Below are 16,861 nucleotides of genomic sequence, written 5' to 3' on the forward strand. Positions count from 1 at the left end.
TCTATTATAGCATACTTAAGCCCTTTATTGGTGTTTTTTCATGATAAAAAGAAGGCTTTCACCTTTTTCTCTTTCTATCCAAAACCATCAAAATTGCCAGCAGCTACCTACTGAGGAAATTGAAACAGATTCTTTTCGAGGACAAAATCAAGGGCAAATACCTTGGTATGCTCTCCATGAAAAGTCACAACCAACTGGTCTGTTGTTAATTCCTTAATCTGCCCCGCTCCAAAACGAGGATGTGCCACCATACGTCCTCTGTAAAATTGCTTCTCCAAGACCTGTCGAAAACTCGGCAAGGGCTGGTCATAGTCTTGACTGCGCACCTGATAAATATCACACCTTGCTGAGACATAGCAACGATTTTTCAGTTTTAAACACAAGCCATTTTCAAAAAATTGGTAGCGAGCTCTGTGGCGCTTTTCATCTCCTTGACTACGAGTGAATTTTCCTACATGCCACGAGGTTCCCGCCAGCTATCCCAAACCCATAGATTCTCCTCCTTTACACAATATAACATTCTATTTTATCAATAAATAGGGGAAAATGCTCAGTTTCAATAGAAAAACCTCCAAAAGGAGGTTCTGATTATTTACGTTTCCGAGCAATCAAATGAATCGGAGTGCCTTCAAATACAAAGGCTTTGCGGATTTGATTTTCCAAAAAGCGCATGTAAGAGAAGTGCATGAGCTCTTCTTCGTTGACAAAGACGACAAATGTCGGTGGTTTGGTAGCCACTTGTGTCGCGTAGAAAATTTTCAGGCGTTTGCCCTTGTCAGTCGGTGTAGGATTGATGGCAATGGCATCCATGATGACATCATTAAGAACCGCTGATGGAATTCGAGTATTTTGACTTTCACTAATCTGCTTAATGAGGTCTGGCAACTTATGCAACCGTTGCTTGGTCAGGGCAGATACGAAGATAATTGGAGCATAAGACAAGTATTGGAACTGGTCACGGATATCGTCTTCCCAGTTCTTCATGGTGTGATTATCCTTTTCAACCGTATCCCACTTGTTGACCACGATAATCATCCCTTTACCCGCTTCATGGGCAAAGCCGGCAATCCGCTTGTCGTACTCACGAATGCCTTCTTCTGCGTTGATGACCATCAAAACCACATCTGAGCGGTCAATGGCACGCATGGCACGCATGACAGAGTATTTCTCTGTATTCTCGTAGACCTTACCAGATTTGCGCATACCAGCGGTATCAATCATGGTAAACTCTTGTCCTTCGCTATCCGTAAAATGCGTATCAATGGCATCACGAGTCGTTCCAGCCACTGGACTAGCAATCACACGGTCTTCTCCCAAGATGGCGTTAATCAAACTAGATTTTCCGACATTGGGACGACCAATCAGGCTGAATTTGATGATGTCTGGATTTTCTTCCTCAATTTCATGCGGTAGATTTTCCACAATGGCATCCAAAACATCCCCGGTACCGATCCCGTGTACGGATGAAACGGGGTAAGGATCGCCAAGACCCAAGGCATAAAAATCGTAGATATCACTACGCATCTCAGGATTATCAACCTTATTTACCGCTAAAATAACGGGCTTATTAGTCTTGTAAAGGATACGAGCAACATACTCATCAGCATCCGTAATTCCTTCCTTACCAGACACGACAAAAACGATGACATCTGCTTCATCCATGGCAATCTCCGCTTGGTGCTTGATTTGGTCCATGAATGGCGCATCAACGTCGTCGATCCCACCTGTATCGATAATAGAAAACTTACGATTGAGCCAATCAGCTGTTGCATAAATACGGTCGCGTGTCACACCTTCCACATCTTCTACGATGGAAATGCGTTCTCCAGCAATCCGGTTAAAGAGAGTTGATTTGCCGACGTTTGGACGTCCGACAATCGCAATAGTTGGTAAAGCCATGTGGCCTCCTTTATTTCAATAATTTCTGTTCTTTTAAAAATGCTGCCGTCATCGGATGTTCTGGCTGACCAAACTGCATGGCTACACGTTCAGACCATAATTCAGTCTGGCGAGCACCTGCATAATCCGTCATGACCTGGTCAAAGTCCTTGATGACTTGGGCGTCCTGCTCCTGATAAAACTCTTCAAACACCAGTACTTCCTGCGGTAAGCGAGGCTTCACTTCGTTTAATTTTTTAGGAACACCCAAGGCAATTCCAAAGACAGGATAGGTATAATCTGGCAACTGCAAAATCTTGGCAATTTCATCCGCATTTTGACGAATCATGCCAATAAAAACTCCCCCATAGCCCATACTTTCAGCAGCCAGTAAGACATTTTGCCCTGCCAAGGCTGCATCTACTGAGGTCACCAAAAGATTGTCCGCACCATCCGCATGAAAATTTTCTGCATGAAGTCGCGTCGCTTTTTCAGCCCGATTGAGGTCTCCGATAAAAATCAAAAACGTGTCACATTTCAGAATCCAAGGTTGTGGTTGTGCGGCATAGATGGCCTGCTTTTGCGTGTCAGACTGCACTTTTACAATGGAGTAGGACTGAAAATTTTTCCAGCTAGACGCTGCTTGTCCTGCTTCAAGGATAGCTTTCAAGTCTTGGTCGGGGATTTTTTGATCCGTGAAGGAACGAACCGAGACATGTTTTTTCATTAGGTCAATGGTTTCAGTCATGGCGTCGATTGCTCCCTTCCAAATGAATTTCTCTAGCAAGATAACGAATGCGCTCCATCACCCGGCGGGCCTGCCAAGTCTCATCTCCTGTTTTCCCAGAAGAAAAATGGCGTTCCAAATCTGCAAATGAAAAATTTGAGGTAAAGAAAGTCGGAAGATTTTCCTGCATGCGGTACTGCAAGATGACCTGCAAGACATCATCTCGCACCCAAGACGAATGCTGCTCCGCACCGATATCATCTAAAATCAAGACTTGAGCTGCTTTGATGTCGTCAATCCGTTCTTTAACCGAACCAGAGCTAATCGCATTTTTGATATCCACGACAAAAGTCGGATAATGAAGCATGGTCGTTGCCAACTCATGACGGACCGATAGCTGATGAGCTAAATAAGCCATCAGATAGCTTTTGCCGATACCAAAATTCCCAAAAACATAGAGGCCTTTATTGTCACGACCGACCCGCTCTAAAAACTCACTAATGGCTTCATAAATCGGCATCCGATTGACATCTTTGAAGTCCAAATCTGCTGCCGTAACGGACTTGAGACTCGCTGGCAAAGAAATCAATTGAATGCGATTTTTGATGGCTTCCGCCTTGCGGTAATCCAGCAATGCTTGCGTCTCTTGGTAGGAAACATCGGCATAGCCTTCATTCATGACCAAGACAGGCTTGTAGCCCACCGCAATATAGGCAGAGTCTTTGGCCAAATATTTTTTTCGTTCATTGAGATACTCAAAGAACTTGGACAAGGAGCGACTGACCTGGTCTTCTGTCAGCTGATGCTGGGCAATAAATTCTGCAACCTCTGCATCGCTAACAATCTCAGCATAAAGCTCTTGAAAGGACTTACGTCCACCATTTTCTCGCTTCATATTTTCTTGAACTGGATTCATAGGTCACCTCCTTTTCCTTCCTCCCCCATCATCCGACGACGGAGTTCTTCAAGTCTTTTCTGATCTTGAACTGTTTTTTCTTGCTTCACTTCTTTTTTGCTCCACTCGGGTACATTGCTAGTTTCTACCGGTGTTTTCTGGCTAGGCTTGCTCATTTTTACACCCTCACGCAAGGCCAAAACTGCAGCTTCTGCCGTATCAACCCCACGATAAGAAAAGTCATTAGCCACCTTTAAGGCATACTTTTCATTCAAGTTGGCCGAATCCACACGATTATAGGTATAAAGCACAATGGCGTTGATGACCTCATCGAGTAAACCCAGTTGCGCCATGTTTTTAAGACAAGTACGTTCTGTAGTTGTCAAGGCTGCTTTCCGGCTGTTTTTTAAGAGTTGTAAAAATTCTAGCGGCTTGTGTTTTTTACTTTCTTGAATGAAGGATACTTCTTGGGGTGAAAACTGCCCCTGGCTGACTGGCTTAGATTGCCATTTTTTAGCCATTCGTTTGGTAGAAATGACAAAATCCACAGCCGTTTCTTTGGCCACTTGATAAGATTCAAACCAAGTCCATCCAGCTTGCTCCGCCAAATGATGTAAGGCAACTGTATCTGTTTTCTCATCTTCAAAACGCAGATTGTCCCGTCCCATCAATTGCTTAAAGGACTGCATGTCAAATTCCTTGGACTGGCTCAAGTTTGACACCACTTGTCCCTCAACTGAAAAAACTTCTGAAAATTGCTTGCTGATTTTTTTATCTACAGATGGCAAATCTTGTTCTAGCAATTGAACGGCAGGCTCACCAATTTTTTTGACTAACAGCGAATGGTAAAGGGGGTGCTTGAGAAATTCCTGCTGCGATAAAGGACGAAGCAACTGCAAACTCACTCCATCCTCCAACTGATAGATGTCCAACAGCTTCATGGCAGATAAGACATTGAGAGCCGCTTCCACCGCCTGCGTCCCCAAACCTAGATGATTGAGCACACGACTAAATTTATACCGCCCACGACCATTGTCATAAAAAGACCAGAGATAGTGGTAGAGTGCCGTTGCCTCCAGCCCCAAAATCGGCTGGTAGCAAGCGGCCAAACTAGCAAAATCCGGCGTAAATTGTTGCCCTGCTAGGTAAGCATAGGTATCGTTTGGTTTCATAACTTAGTCCTGCTTTTTATGCTTGGCACTTTTTGTAATCTGCTTGAGCAAAATTTCCAACTCGCTCACATCCTTGAAGGAACGATAGACTGAAGCAAAACGAACATAGGTAATCTCATCCAAATCAACCAACTCTTCCATGACCAGATTCCCAATGACATCACTTTCTACCTCGTTATCACTCTGAGCACGAACCTTTTGTTCAATCCGATTGACAACTTCATCGATTTCAGCGCTAGAAACTGGACGTTTTTGGGCGGAACGAATAATCCCATTGAAGATTTTTTCACGAGAAAATTGCTCGCGCGTCCCATCTTTTTTTACGACAACTAGCGTCTTTTCTTCTACACGTTCATAAGTTGTAAAACGATAGTCACATTTTTCACATTCACGACGGCGGCGGATGGTATTGCCATCTTCCGCTTGTCGACTATCCACTACACTTGACTTCAAACTATTACATTTGGGACAACGCATCTTCTTTCCCCCATTTTATCATTATCATCTCATTGTACCACATTTCTAAGGAGAATAAAAGGGAGTGAGCTAGGCTCACCCCCTGACAAGATACAAGGTAACCAATACCAATTACAATCAGGCTTCGTCTGCGCTTTTTTCAGCCAATCGTTCATAGGTCCATTCCCGAACCAGACGATAAATAACTGCAAAAATCGGTGTAAAGAAGACCATCCCTATCAAACCAAATAAATTCCCACCAATCAAGGCAGCAGCCAAGGTAAACAAGGTTGGCAAGCCAACGGATTGACCGACAACACGTGGGTAAATGACATTTCCCTCAATCAACTGAATAATCTGGAAAAGCACAATCGACCACAGAGCCAGCAGCGGATTTTGGACAGAGACAAAGAGCGCACTGATCAAGCAAGCAGAAAGCGGACCGATGTAAGGCACGAAGGACAAAACGCCAGCTAAGATACCAGCCATGGCCGCATAAGGAATCCCAGATAAAGAATAACCCGCAAATACCAAGACCCCGATAATACAAGCCTCTACAATCTGACTCATCAGAAAACGGTCGTAGGTATCAATAATGACTTCACCCACATAAGTTAGGTTATGCACCACTTTTTCTGGGAAAATAGCCACCAACAACTTAGATGACATGGCTTGCAAATGCTCCTTGCTAGCCAAGATGCTCAAGGTGAAAAAGAAAGCCATAATCAAGGTTAGAACATTTGAGAAAATACCTGTAACATTTGTCGCCAATCCTGCTAAAAAGGACGTCACATAAGAAGAGACATTGTCCCAACCTGTAAATTTGCTAACATAGCTGTTCACTTCCTGTCCTACCTTACTGGACAGGACACCATTTTCTTGCAAGGCAGAAACCAACTTTGGAATAGCTTCATTGGTCACACTAACCAATTGTGAAATCGTAGTTGTCAGCGTTGGTAGGATAATCATGACCAAACCTGTCACAATCAAGGCAAACGCTACCAAAACTCCCGCAATCGCTAGGGGACGACTAGATTTTTTCAAAAAAGGAACTTTTTCAATCAAATTCTCTAATTTTTTCATCGGTACATTGAGCACAAATGCAAAAATCGCACCAATCAAAAGAGAGTTGACGCTCCCGAGCAAGAGCGAAATCAGTTTCAAGATTGCTTCATACTGCAAAACAGCTAATAAAACTAGGGACGCAAAGGTAATCAGCAAGATTTTTTCCTTAAATGTGGTCTTCATATTACTTCCTTTTTACACAAATTTTAAACTATAGTCATTTCGTTTTATTTGATTGCTTCGCTAACTCGGTTTGCCGTACTTCAGTACAGCCCACACCTCTTTGCCTCGCACTAAAATAAAACAACTATATTAGAATCTAATCTAGATAAAAATCAGATGAGAGAACCCTCACCTGATCTTCGCTATAGGGATATTAGTCACGCATGGCATAACCAACTCCACGGATGGTTTTGATGTAGGATAACTGCCCTGGAATATCTAATTTTCCACGAAGGTAGCGGATATAGACATCCACTACATTGGTCTCCGTTCCGGATTCGTACTGCCAAACCTTTTCCAGCAACTGCTCACGCGTCATGGTTTCTTGGCTGTTCATCAAGGTTGCCAAGAGGTCATATTCGCGGCGGGTCAAAGCAATGAGTTCGGAACCGCGCGTCACCGTTCGATTTTGAAAATCAATTTTTAGGTCACGGTAAGCTGCATGCAATTTTACTTGCTTGCAATGCTCGTCGATAAAATCTCGACCACGAAAAATCATATCCACCTGACTCACCAATTCCTGGATGACAAAAGGCTTGATAATATAAGAAACAGCATAGGCTCGGATATCTTCACCGAACTGCTCCGCTTCCTCAGGTTCTGCTACGACAATCATCACTGTCGCAGGCTTAGTCTTGAGGATGTTTCCAGCCAATTCTTTACTGGTCATATCTGACAGTTGGAAACTCATAATGATAAAATCAAAATCTGTTTCATTTGCAAGCTGGAGCGCTTCTTCTCCTGTCGCAGCATAATCCACAATGTATTCTTTCTTCTGTAATTCCATTGATACAAAATGCGATAGATTTCGCTCTTTACCTGCAATTAAAATCTTTTTGGTCATATCTTATTTTTCATCATACCATGAATAATGGAAGACGCCTTCTTTGTCTTTACGTTGGTAAGTGTGAGCACCAAAGTAGTCACGTTGAGCCTGAATCAAGTTGGCTGGTAAGTTTTCAGCGCGGTAGCTATCAAAATAAGTGATGGCTGCTGAGAATGTTGGTACTGGTACACCTGCCTGCACAGCCAAACTCACCACATCACGAACGGATTGTTGGTATTTAGCTGTTACATCAAGGAAGTATTCATCCAAGAGAAGGTTGGCCAAGTCTGCTTCACGGTTGTAAGCGTCTGTAATCTTTTGCAAGAAACGTGAACGGATGATACAACCTGCACGCCAGATTGACGCAATGTCTGCAAATGGCAAGTTCCAGTTGTTTTCTTTAGAAGCTACACGAAGTTGTGCAAAACCTTGTGCGTATGAAATAATTTTTGAGAAGTAAAGCGCTTGACGAATCTTTTCAATCAATTCAGCTTTATCACCGTCGTAGCTCACTGCAGCAGGTTTTGGAAGAACCTTGCTAGCATGCACGCGCTCTTCTTTATAAGTAGAGATGTAGCGAGCAAACACAGACTCTGTAATCAATGACAATGGTACACCCAAATCAAGTGATTGTTGGCTTGTCCATTTACCAGTTCCTTTGTTACCGGCAGCATCCAAAATGTAGTCTACAACTGGTCCATCTTGGCCTTCATCATCTTTACGTTTCAAGATATCAGCTGTAATCTCAATCAAGTAGCTATCCAATTCACCTTGGTTCCACTCAGTGAAGATGTCTGCCATTTCATCAACAGATAGACCAAGCAAGTGTTGCATCAAGTCATAGCTTTCGGCGATAAGTTGCATATCTCCGTACTCAATCCCGTTGTGAACCATTTTCACATAGTGACCTGCGCCATCAGGACCGATGTAGGTCACACATGGAGCACCATCTTCTGGAGCTTTAGCTGAGATTTCTTCAAGGACATCTGCTACCAATTCGTAAGCTTCTTTTTGACCACCAGGCATGATAGATGGGCCTTCGAGGGCACCTTTTTCACCACCAGAAACACCTGTACCGATGAAGTTGATACCAGAGTCAGCCAATTCATTTGAACGACGGATGGTATCTTCAAAGTAAGTATTCCCACCGTCAATCAAGATATCGCCCTTGTCCAAGTATGGAAGAAGCGCTTGAATTGTCGCATCTGTACCTTTACCAGCTTGCACCATGAGCATGATACGGCGAGGTTTTTCAATCGAATTTACGAAAGACTCCACATCATAACTTGGTACTAATTTTTTACCTGGGTTGCTCGCAACCACATCTTCTGTTTTGTTTGCTGAACGGTTATAGATGGCAACTGTATAGCCACGTGATTCAACGTTGAGGGCGAGGTTACGACCCATTACGGCCATCCCTACTACACCAAAGTTTGCTTTTGTCATGAGTTTACTCCTCTGTAATAGTTTATCTTTTTCATTGTACAACAAAAAGGAAGATTTTGCAAATATTCTGTCAATTTCATTCTTGGTCGAAAAGCCCTTGTAACTGGGCAAATGGACTGCTTGCTTCTTTTTTCTCTTGCTGACTTTCTTGGAAATCATCTTCTGTCAAGACAGCCCAATCATTTCCAGATGGCATAGCAAAACCAGCTTCCTCTTCTGGTGTCAAAATTTTCAAGGGAACTGCCAGCAAAATATTGTCTGCAACACTTTCATCAAGGCGGATTTGTTCATCCTCTACTACCAATACCATATCTGCGTCCACCAAGTCTTTTTCCTTTAGGACGGATTCATCTGCCACAAAGATTTCATTGACTGCAATCGTCTCTACTCTCTCCACCGGCGCTAATGAACGGCTAGAGGCCAAGGTAATGGTGTAAGACATGCTGTAATCTAAAAAGTAAAATCCAGCTTCAAATCGAACACTTCCTTGAGCCAAAACTGGCGTCAAATCCAGAATCTCAGCATTACGACCCTTGAGTTCCTCGGTCACATCCAGGCTCTTTTCAAACTGAATACCCTCTGGATTTTTTTGAATATCATAAATATGAAACATCTATATCAACTTCCTATCACTATTTAGAGTTTTCATTTATTATACCACACTCAGCCATAAAGCTGTCAGTGTTGATGCCTGTGTTCAGATAAAATTACTTTGCGACAATGTTCTTGGTGTTCTTCCATATTTTGATCAAATTGAACTGTTGCTTCGACAATATTGTGACAATGAAGGAGTTCGACCACTTCTTGACGGACCGATTTTTCATCTGCGGCATCATCAATCCACAGATGAAGCGTTGCCACATGTTGCCGTCCATCTAAAGACCAAACGCTCAAATCTACTACTTTTTTCACATGTTCAACTGTTTCAACTTCATTTTCTATCTGCTGTAAATCAATGTCTGCTGGAACAGCTTCCATAAAAACTAAGAAATTTTTCCAAAAACGAGGAAGCGCCTTACTCAATATAAAAATAGAAATTGCAACAGAAAGTAATGGATCCAAAAAATACCAGTCTGTCACTTGGAGAACCAGAGCTACGATAATAACTGCTATCCATCCTAAGATATCTTCCAGAAAGTGTAGACTGAGAACTTCTTCGTTTTCTGATGACTTCTCAGAAAGGACAAAACTCCCCACAGCATTGATGACAATGGCAATCACACCAAGCAATAGCATGCCAATTTTATCTACAACAGGTGGATTAAACAAGCGTGGTACAGTTTCAACCAATACAAAAATTGAACCTACTATTAAAATCACCGATGTGACCATTGCTCCTAGGAGGGCAAAGCGGTCATATCCCAAGCTAAAGCGATCATTGCCTTTCTTCTTTGAAATTTTTTCTAAGAAATAGGATAAACCGATTGCAAGGGCATCTCCCATATCATGAACAGCATCCGCTAATATAGCCGCCGATTGAAACAAGGTCCCAAATATAAATTCAACAATTGAAAAAGAGAAATTAAGCCAAAAAGCTATCAAGGTACTAGATACAAATTTATTTTTCATGATTTACCTCGCATGAATATACTTTCATATATTATATATGATTAGACGTTCATTTGTCAAACAAAAAAGAAGGATTTTATTCCTCCTCTTGGCTATGAGCTAGAGCCAGCTCAAACATATGACGAACATGCTCATCTACCATTTGGTAGACAACGTACTTGCCCATTTTTTGCCCCTTAACAATATGATTTTTTCGTAATTTACTTAGTTGATGAGAGACAGCTGACTGTTCCATACCTAATTCGTAGATAATATCTTCAACTTTTAACGAACCTCGTTTAGAGAGTAAGTAAAGAATTTTCAGACGTGTCTGATCACCTAAAACTTTAAAAAGCTGGGCTGTTCTTTCTAATGACTGCATATCATCTTGGTAAGACATATAAGCAACCTTATCCTTCCAAAGCTGTCAAATAGTTGTAGACCTGCTGACCAGCCATGGCACCATCCCCTACAGCCGTTGTAACTTGGCGAAGGTATTTTTGGCGAATATCACCAGCCGCAAACACACCTGCTTGACTGGTTTCCATGAGGTCGTTGGTCACAATCCAACCCGCTTCATCAGTGATACCCAAGTCCGCAACAGAGTCCGTCATCGGATCCAATCCAACATAGATAAAGACACCACCAAAAGCATGCTCTGACACTTCACCTGTCTGAACATTTTTAAGGACAACAGATTGGACCTTGCGGTCATCGCCTTTGATCTCTTCGACAACACTATCCCAGATGAAATTGATTTTTTCATTGGCAAAAGCACGGTCTTGCAGCACTTGCTGGGCACGCAATTTATCACGACGATGCACGATTGTCACTGACTTAGCAAATTGTGTCAAGAAAGCTGCTTCTTCCACCGCAGAGTCTCCTCCACCTACGACCAATAAATCTTGGTCACGGAAGAAAGCCCCGTCACAAACTGCACAGTAGGATACACCACGGCTATTGTATTCTGCTTCACCCGGTATGCCCAACAAACGGTGTTTGGCCCCCATTGCAAGGACAATTGACTTGGTTTCCAGGGTCTCGTCTTCTGTAATCACTTTTTTGACAGGACCGTCAGTTTCCACACGAAGGACTTGTCCAAAAAGATGGTCCACACCGAATTTTTCAAGCGGTTCAAACATTTTCTCAGATAATTCTGGTCCGGAAATATTGGCATAACCTGGGTAATTTTCAATATCAGCCGTATTTTGCATTTGGCCGCCGTAAATCCCACGTTCCAAAAGAGCAACCTTGAGATTGCTACGACCTGCATAGAGCGCTGCGGTCATCCCTGCAGGCCCTGCTCCAATAATAATTGTATCGTACATATTTCTACTTTCTAAACCCTAAACATGATAAGAATTCCAACGATTCCAAAAGCAAGAATCGGAATTGTCATGATATTGATCATCAACAAATCAATCAAAAACTGACGACGGTCATTCACTGTCTGATCCAGTCCTTTTCCAGCCCGTCTCGCAAACCAAATCAGACTCATCACGACAACAATAATCGCTGAAAAGAGGAGACTTTGAAGATAAAAACCTAAAATCGTTTGCAGCATGATTCACCTCAATTAAAAACTTTGGCGTTTGGCTTTGCGCTCCGCACGACCTTTAGCACGCGCTTCCACACGCTTGGTCTTACGGCGTTTTTCGTCAACTGCCCACTTGATTTTTTTCTTGTAGCCCGGTTTGATTTTTTTCTTTTTCTTCTTGACCAAGCCAATCATTTCTAAATCTAGTTTTTCATTTGATTTTTCACGATTGACACGACGGTCACGGTCATAAGTATCTTGAAATTCGCCATCTTTGATTTCTTTTGGTTGGAACTTGATATTCATCTTTTCCAACTCACGGATATCTGCATCATCACTTGGTTGATAGAGGGTGATGGCAATCCCCGACAAGCCATTTCGTCCTGTCCGTCCTACACGGTGGACAAAGAAGGATAAATCTTGCGGAATCGCGTCATTGATAACATGACTAACTCCTTCAATATCAATCCCACGCGCCGCCAAATCTGTGGCTACGATATACTCATAATCCAAGTTTTTCACTTGATTCATGATGCGTTTACGCTCACGCGGTGGCACATCTCCGTGAATCTTAGCAACCTTGAGACCATTTGACAAAAGATAGTGGTGCAAATCATCCGCACGTTCTTTTGTGTTAACAAAAATCATGGCCAAATAAGGTTGCATTGTCTTGGTCATTTGCAAGATTTGTGCATTTTTATCACGACCTTTTGTCGATACCAACCAATTCTCGATTGTATCCGCAATAACCGTCTGCGTCTTGATTTTTTCCATGACAGGATTAGACAAGTATTTCTTCAAAAACGGTTGTAATTTCTGCGGAATCGTCGCTGAAAAGACCATGAATTGCAACTGTTTTGGCAAACTCGAAGCAATCTTATCAACTGTTTCCAAAAAGCCCATGTCCAAGGTCATATCAGCCTCGTCCACGACAAATGTGCTTGCTTTATGGATTGCTAGGTCACCTGATTTGACCAAGTCGTAAATCCGTCCAGGAGTTCCAATCACGATATGGGGTTGACTTGTTTGCAGCTTGTCAATTTGGCGATTTTTATCTGTTCCGCCGACATAATTAACCACACGAATTTCTGTCTCTGAATGCTCAGCAATCTGCTTAGCCGCTTGGTAAATCTGCGTTGCCAACTCGCGCGACGGCGCTGTGATAACTGCCTGCACGTAGTCTTGTTCCTCATCCAATTTTTGGAAAATTGGAATCAAAAAGGTGTGCGTCTTTCCTGAACCAGTCTTAGACTCCCCGACCAAGTCACGCCCAGACAAGACAACTGGAATCAACTTTTCTTGTACTTCAGTTGCTGTGACAAAATGGATATCCGTCAAAGCATCTTGAATATAATTTTTTAATTTAAATTCTGTAAATTTCATAGTTTCCTCATTTTTCTTACTTGTTTCTATTATACCAAATTTTTCCCTATACTGACATAATCTGAACTGACCTTCTCTGACAAAATAAAAAGAAACCTAGGACTGAGTCCTGGGTCCTTTATAAATACAAACAAGCAAGTGTCACGAGACTCATGACAAGACCCACCCCCCAAAGGAAAAAGTCCACTTGCCATTCAGACCACTTTTCAGCCTTACCTGACAAACCACCCAATTCCAAGTGATGATGGAAAGGAGTCATACGGAAGATACGGCGACCTTCCCCATATTTTTTCTTGGTGTACTTGAAGTAGCTGACTTGCAACATAACCGATGACGTTTCAAGGACATAGACCAAACCGATAAGGAGCAAGGTCCATTCCTGATGAAGAGCGATAGAGATGGTTGCGAGCATTCCCCCAAGAGCCAAACTTCCCACGTCTCCCATAAATACCTTGGCAGGTTTATGATTATAGACGAAGAAACCAAGAAGGGCTCCAATCATGGTGACACAGACAAGAAGGATGTCAAACCGCCCTTGATGGAAAGCAATAACTGAATAAGCCGCCAAACTAATTACCACTGAGATGGAAGCTAAACCGTCAATCCCATCTGTCAAGTTGACCGCATTTGAAAAACCAACTAACCAAAAAAGGACAAAGGCAATGTACAGAATTCCCAAATGGAGATGATAACCAAAAATATTGAGTTCCCCTCCGCCAAAACCTGCTACGTGAACACCATAGAAAACCAATCCTCCAATGATTTGCAGAATCAATTTTTGTTTTGGATTGAGGCCCTCGTTAATCTTACGAAAGATTTTTAAGAAATCATCCAAAAATCCAACTGTTCCGTATAAAACAAGGATGAACAGAATGCCAAAAACCGCTCCTGTCATCATGTGGAATACAAGAGCAAACAGAAAGCTAACAAGGATAGCTACTACCAAGAAGACCGTTCCACCCATAGTTGGTGTTCCCGCCTTAAATTGGTGCTGTTTTACATCTTCGTGCATTTGTTGACCTTCTATTCGCTTTTGCTGATAAAAGGTAATAAATTGTGGCATGAGGAGGACTGTCGCTACAAAGGCGAGAATCCCTGCTGAAATAGCCAAAAACATATTATTCTCCTAGTGTAATGGTTAATTTTTTTAATTTCTTCAATGCTGTTCCGGTGTCGCTACTTTGTGCGGTGACATGACTACCATTGCCTTGATAGGTCACTTCTATCCCCATCCATTTTCCAAACACCTGAACATTTTCCTTGGTCCAACCGTACATATCTGGCAACTCTGTGAAATCTGATGTCAACAGCAAGATTTGCTGATTAGCAGCTAGATTACTACCTTTCTTGACAGATACTTTCTTGATTTTTGAACCATTTCCCAAGATAATGGGTTGTACCAAATGGCGACGCAACTCATCTGCAGTGATACCTGGGCTATGGTCCGTCAAATCCTCCAACTTATACTCTGTTTCACCCGTAACCGTTGACAGACCTTGAGCTGGACCATCTAAGTTTAAACTATCTTTGAGCAACATGGCTTCTTTCAAAACTGGATTGACAATGGATTGCCATGAAAGAAGATTAAAGTTCTGTGGTTGTTGAAGAGTCACATACATGATAAATTGCGGATCTTCCGCAGGAACCATTGCAACAACGGAGTTGACATAATCATTGGCACCTTCCATATAACCTGTACCGTCTGACTTGGCAATTTGGGCCGTACCAGATTTGACTGCTATATTGTAGCCGTCAACTGAGATCACTGCTCCTCCTGCCGCGTGGGAATACAGAGTTCCATAGTAGGGGTCCGTACCGACAGAAATCATATAATTCCTAGTCTGTCTAGCAGCGTCCGCTGAGACTGGATTTCCAACGACTTCTTTTTGAGAAATCCGAGAAGTATTGGTATTGGGGTCATAGGTTCCAGTGATGAATTTTGGCTCTAACATTACACCATCATTGGCGACAGCATTAAAGGCACGAAGCATTTGTAAATGAGTGACGTTGATGGCCTGTCCAAAGGATGTCATGGCATAGGAAACGATATTGGCCTCTGGCAACATCCCTCCTGATTCGTCTGACATTCCAAAACGTGTCGGATAGCCATATCGGAATTTCGACAAATAATGGAGCCACAAGTCGTCTCCCATGGCCTGCTCCAGTCGTGTCATACCGACGTTACTTGACAGGGCAAAACCTTGAGCGAAGTTGAGATATTGAGCATCGCGACCAGTATTGACCGTCCAGTCCTTGATGGTCGCATCGGCAATATCATATTTGTCATTGTAGTAAATTTCATTGGGATTGAATTTTCCGCTATCAATGGCAGATGCCAAGGTCATAACTTTCATGGTTGACCCCGGCTCATATTGAGATTGATAAAGGAGAGATAGCCAAGAAAAATCTTTGGCATTCAGACCTTCCTTGGTATCAGCGTCAAAACTTGGACGCTGAGTGGTGGCTAGAATTTCACCCGTCTTGGCTGAAACCAAGGTGGCACTAGCATTGACCGCTTTTGTATCGGTAAAGAACACATCCATATTGGTTTCCATGGACCGTTGCAAATCCGCAGACAGGGTCGTATAGACATCTTGACCGTTAATCGTCTCTTTTTTCACATCGGCAGTGTCCGGTAAAATCCGTCCCTTGCTGTCTTTTTCATAGACGATTTTTCCATCTTGCCCAGACAAAATCGCATTTAAGGCTGACTCCATACCCGTCTGGCCTAGTAAGCTTTGCGAACCATCTTTATTATCCACCAATTGGGCCAATCCTACAAAAATACTGGCAAAATTCCCGTTTGGATACATCCGACCTGGGCTGGTATCAAAGTTTATCCCTTTAATGCCAGCCTTTTTCATCAAATCTTGGATTTCAGTCATCGTTGAGTAGGAAATATTTTTACCAGCTGTACCGAAGTAAACCTGACTCAGATTGGGCAATTTTAACTGCTGGATGACAAAGTCTTTTTTCATCCCCAATTTTTTATCGAGAATCTCCGCCACCTTATCAAACTGACTATCTTGTACATAGAGCGGTTCTTTCAAGGCTGAGACATATTCTTTGTCAATGATGGCATAAATGGTGTAGGTCGTCGAATCTTGAGCAATTGCCATTCCTGTTCGGTCATAAATCGTCCCACGTTTGGCCTGCTTTGTAACCGTCATCTGGTGAACACTAGCTGCCCCCGCAGACAAATCTTGCCCAAACTTCGAGTCCGTCCCGATAATAATTGCAAAGTTAATCAAAAAAATAAAAAAGATAAAAACAGTCAAAAGAATGAGGCTTTGCCCCACTCTTCTACGATTTCTAGAGGGATAGGAACGATGTTTTAGCACGTACCGTAAAAATTTATTTTTCCTATTTGCCATATTACTCCGTCACTCCAATATTATTGTTGTTGAAGGTCAAGCCTTCCTTCTTCGCAATTTCCGTCAAATGTTCCTTACGCGACAATTCGTTGACAGCCTGCTGGGCATCATTCAACTCTGCTTGTTTGGAACTAATATTTTGATTGACAGTTGCCATGTCAGATTGGAGCTGCAACAACCGAGTTTGGAGGAAAATAATCCCAATGGCTAGTACAATCCCTGAAAAAACGATACTACCATAAAAAGCCTTTTCCACTCTTGAAAAAGTTCTGATTTTTTCTTCAATAACTCGTCTTGCGACATCTCTACGTTTGTCTTGTAACATGGATTTC

18 protein-coding genes are annotated in these 16,861 nt (G+C 42.5%); all 18 read right to left on the minus strand.

Annotation, left to right across the window (positions count from 1 at the left end; genetic code table 11):
- Positions 1-107 precede the first annotated feature (107 nt).
- The 18 genes from ABID27_RS05930 to ftsL all read right to left on the minus strand — a co-directional run bounded on the left by ABID27_RS05930 (position 108) and on the right by ftsL (position 16,854).
- A complete protein-coding gene (locus tag ABID27_RS05930) occupies positions 108-326 on the minus strand; it encodes a hypothetical protein (RefSeq protein ID WP_354280946.1) in 219 nt (72 codons plus the stop codon).
- Positions 327-588: 262 nt separating this feature from the next.
- Positions 589-1,899 carry a ribosome biogenesis GTPase Der gene (gene der, locus ABID27_RS05935; protein ID WP_354280948.1) on the minus strand — a complete coding sequence of 437 codons (1,311 nt, stop codon included), beginning with the start codon at positions 1,897-1,899 and terminating at the stop codon, positions 589-591.
- A gap of 10 nt (positions 1,900-1,909) precedes the next feature.
- Entirely contained in the window at positions 1,910-2,626 is a 717-nt protein-coding gene (locus tag ABID27_RS05940; protein WP_354280949.1) for an NADPH-dependent oxidoreductase, read from the minus strand.
- Positions 2,619-3,521, minus strand: coding sequence for a primosomal protein DnaI (gene dnaI / locus ABID27_RS05945; protein ID WP_354280951.1), 903 nt, complete (start codon positions 3,519-3,521; stop codon positions 2,619-2,621). The genes ABID27_RS05940 and dnaI overlap by 8 nt, the downstream gene beginning before the upstream one ends.
- A complete protein-coding gene (locus ABID27_RS05950) occupies positions 3,518-4,672 on the minus strand; it encodes a replication initiation and membrane attachment family protein (RefSeq protein ID WP_253365303.1) in 1,155 nt (384 codons plus the stop codon). Before ABID27_RS05950 ends, dnaI begins: the two co-directional genes overlap by 4 nt.
- Positions 4,673-4,675: 3 nt before the next feature.
- Positions 4,676-5,149, minus strand: a complete 474-nt coding sequence (gene nrdR, locus ABID27_RS05955) for a transcriptional regulator NrdR (protein ID WP_253365301.1) — start codon at positions 5,147-5,149, stop codon at positions 4,676-4,678.
- Positions 5,150-5,266: 117 nt separating this feature from the next.
- Entirely contained in the window at positions 5,267-6,376 is a 1,110-nt protein-coding gene (locus ABID27_RS05960; RefSeq protein ID WP_253365299.1) for an AI-2E family transporter, read from the minus strand.
- A gap of 193 nt (positions 6,377-6,569) precedes the next feature.
- Positions 6,570-7,259 carry a response regulator transcription factor gene (locus ABID27_RS05965; protein ID WP_253365297.1) on the minus strand — a complete coding sequence of 230 codons (690 nt, stop codon included), beginning with the start codon at positions 7,257-7,259 and terminating at the stop codon, positions 6,570-6,572.
- A gap of 3 nt (positions 7,260-7,262) precedes the next feature.
- Complete coding sequence (gene gnd, locus ABID27_RS05970) at positions 7,263-8,687, minus strand: NADP-dependent phosphogluconate dehydrogenase (protein ID WP_354280954.1); 1,425 nt, start codon at positions 8,685-8,687, stop codon at positions 7,263-7,265.
- A 76-nt stretch (positions 8,688-8,763) separates the two neighbouring features.
- Positions 8,764-9,300 (minus strand): DUF177 domain-containing protein, encoded by a 537-nt coding sequence (locus tag ABID27_RS05975; protein ID WP_253365293.1) that lies wholly within the window; start codon positions 9,298-9,300, stop codon positions 8,764-8,766.
- A gap of 65 nt (positions 9,301-9,365) precedes the next feature.
- Positions 9,366-10,256: a cation diffusion facilitator family transporter gene (locus ABID27_RS05980; protein ID WP_354280957.1), complete on the minus strand. Its 891-nt coding sequence runs from the start codon at positions 10,254-10,256 to the stop codon at positions 9,366-9,368.
- Positions 10,257-10,332: 76 nt separating this feature from the next.
- Positions 10,333-10,635 carry an ArsR/SmtB family transcription factor gene (locus tag ABID27_RS05985; protein WP_253365291.1) on the minus strand — a complete coding sequence of 101 codons (303 nt, stop codon included), beginning with the start codon at positions 10,633-10,635 and terminating at the stop codon, positions 10,333-10,335.
- Positions 10,636-10,645: 10 nt separating this feature from the next.
- On the minus strand, positions 10,646-11,563 hold the full coding sequence (gene trxB / locus ABID27_RS05990; protein ID WP_354280959.1) for a thioredoxin-disulfide reductase: 918 nt from the start codon (positions 11,561-11,563) through the stop codon (positions 10,646-10,648).
- Between the two features lie 11 nt (positions 11,564-11,574).
- Positions 11,575-11,799: a DUF4059 family protein gene (locus tag ABID27_RS05995; RefSeq protein ID WP_253365289.1), complete on the minus strand. Its 225-nt coding sequence runs from the start codon at positions 11,797-11,799 to the stop codon at positions 11,575-11,577.
- 12 nt (positions 11,800-11,811) lie between these two features.
- Positions 11,812-13,155 (minus strand): DEAD/DEAH box helicase, encoded by a 1,344-nt coding sequence (locus tag ABID27_RS06000; protein WP_253365288.1) that lies wholly within the window; start codon positions 13,153-13,155, stop codon positions 11,812-11,814.
- Positions 13,156-13,273: 118 nt separating this feature from the next.
- Positions 13,274-14,272: a phospho-N-acetylmuramoyl-pentapeptide-transferase gene (gene mraY, locus ABID27_RS06005; protein ID WP_253365287.1), complete on the minus strand. Its 999-nt coding sequence runs from the start codon at positions 14,270-14,272 to the stop codon at positions 13,274-13,276.
- 1 nt (position 14,273) lies between these two features.
- Positions 14,274-16,529 carry a penicillin-binding protein PBP2X gene (pbp2x, locus tag ABID27_RS06010; RefSeq protein WP_354280962.1) on the minus strand — a complete coding sequence of 752 codons (2,256 nt, stop codon included), beginning with the start codon at positions 16,527-16,529 and terminating at the stop codon, positions 14,274-14,276.
- 1 nt (position 16,530) lies between these two features.
- Entirely contained in the window at positions 16,531-16,854 is a 324-nt protein-coding gene (gene ftsL / locus ABID27_RS06015; RefSeq protein ID WP_253365285.1) for a cell division protein FtsL, read from the minus strand.
- Positions 16,855-16,861 lie beyond the last annotated feature (7 nt).

The sequence above is a fragment of the Streptococcus gallinaceus genome, assembly GCF_040545695.1.
GTDB lineage: Bacteria > Bacillota > Bacilli > Lactobacillales > Streptococcaceae > Streptococcus > Streptococcus gallinaceus.

Excerpts from the sequence above, each read along its gene's own strand:
- der (WP_354280948.1), bottom strand. The coding sequence starts at position 1,899 with ATGGCTTTACCAACTATTGCGATTGTCGGACGTCCAAACGTCGGCAAA.
- ABID27_RS05940 (WP_354280949.1), bottom strand. The coding sequence starts at position 2,626 with ATGACTGAAACCATTGACCTAATGAAAAAACATGTCTCGGTTCGTTCC.
- dnaI (WP_354280951.1), bottom strand. The coding sequence starts at position 3,521 with ATGAATCCAGTTCAAGAAAATATGAAGCGAGAAAATGGTGGACGTAAG.
- ABID27_RS05950 (WP_253365303.1), bottom strand. The coding sequence starts at position 4,672 with ATGAAACCAAACGATACCTATGCTTACCTAGCAGGGCAACAATTTACG.
- nrdR (WP_253365301.1), bottom strand. The coding sequence starts at position 5,149 with ATGCGTTGTCCCAAATGTAATAGTTTGAAGTCAAGTGTAGTGGATAGT.
- ABID27_RS05960 (WP_253365299.1), bottom strand. The coding sequence starts at position 6,376 with ATGAAGACCACATTTAAGGAAAAAATCTTGCTGATTACCTTTGCGTCC.
- ABID27_RS05965 (WP_253365297.1), bottom strand. The coding sequence starts at position 7,259 with ATGACCAAAAAGATTTTAATTGCAGGTAAAGAGCGAAATCTATCGCAT.
- gnd (WP_354280954.1), bottom strand. The coding sequence starts at position 8,687 with ATGACAAAAGCAAACTTTGGTGTAGTAGGGATGGCCGTAATGGGTCGT.
- ABID27_RS05975 (WP_253365293.1), bottom strand. The coding sequence starts at position 9,300 with ATGTTTCATATTTATGATATTCAAAAAAATCCAGAGGGTATTCAGTTT.
- ABID27_RS05980 (WP_354280957.1), bottom strand. The coding sequence starts at position 10,256 with ATGAAAAATAAATTTGTATCTAGTACCTTGATAGCTTTTTGGCTTAAT.
- ABID27_RS05985 (WP_253365291.1), bottom strand. The coding sequence starts at position 10,635 with ATGTCTTACCAAGATGATATGCAGTCATTAGAAAGAACAGCCCAGCTT.
- trxB (WP_354280959.1), bottom strand. The coding sequence starts at position 11,563 with ATGTACGATACAATTATTATTGGAGCAGGGCCTGCAGGGATGACCGCA.
- ABID27_RS05995 (WP_253365289.1), bottom strand. The coding sequence starts at position 11,799 with ATGCTGCAAACGATTTTAGGTTTTTATCTTCAAAGTCTCCTCTTTTCA.
- ABID27_RS06000 (WP_253365288.1), bottom strand. The coding sequence starts at position 13,155 with ATGAAATTTACAGAATTTAAATTAAAAAATTATATTCAAGATGCTTTG.
- mraY (WP_253365287.1), bottom strand. The coding sequence starts at position 14,272 with ATGTTTTTGGCTATTTCAGCAGGGATTCTCGCCTTTGTAGCGACAGTC.
- pbp2x (WP_354280962.1), bottom strand. The coding sequence starts at position 16,529 with ATGGCAAATAGGAAAAATAAATTTTTACGGTACGTGCTAAAACATCGT.
- ftsL (WP_253365285.1), bottom strand. The coding sequence starts at position 16,854 with ATGTTACAAGACAAACGTAGAGATGTCGCAAGACGAGTTATTGAAGAA.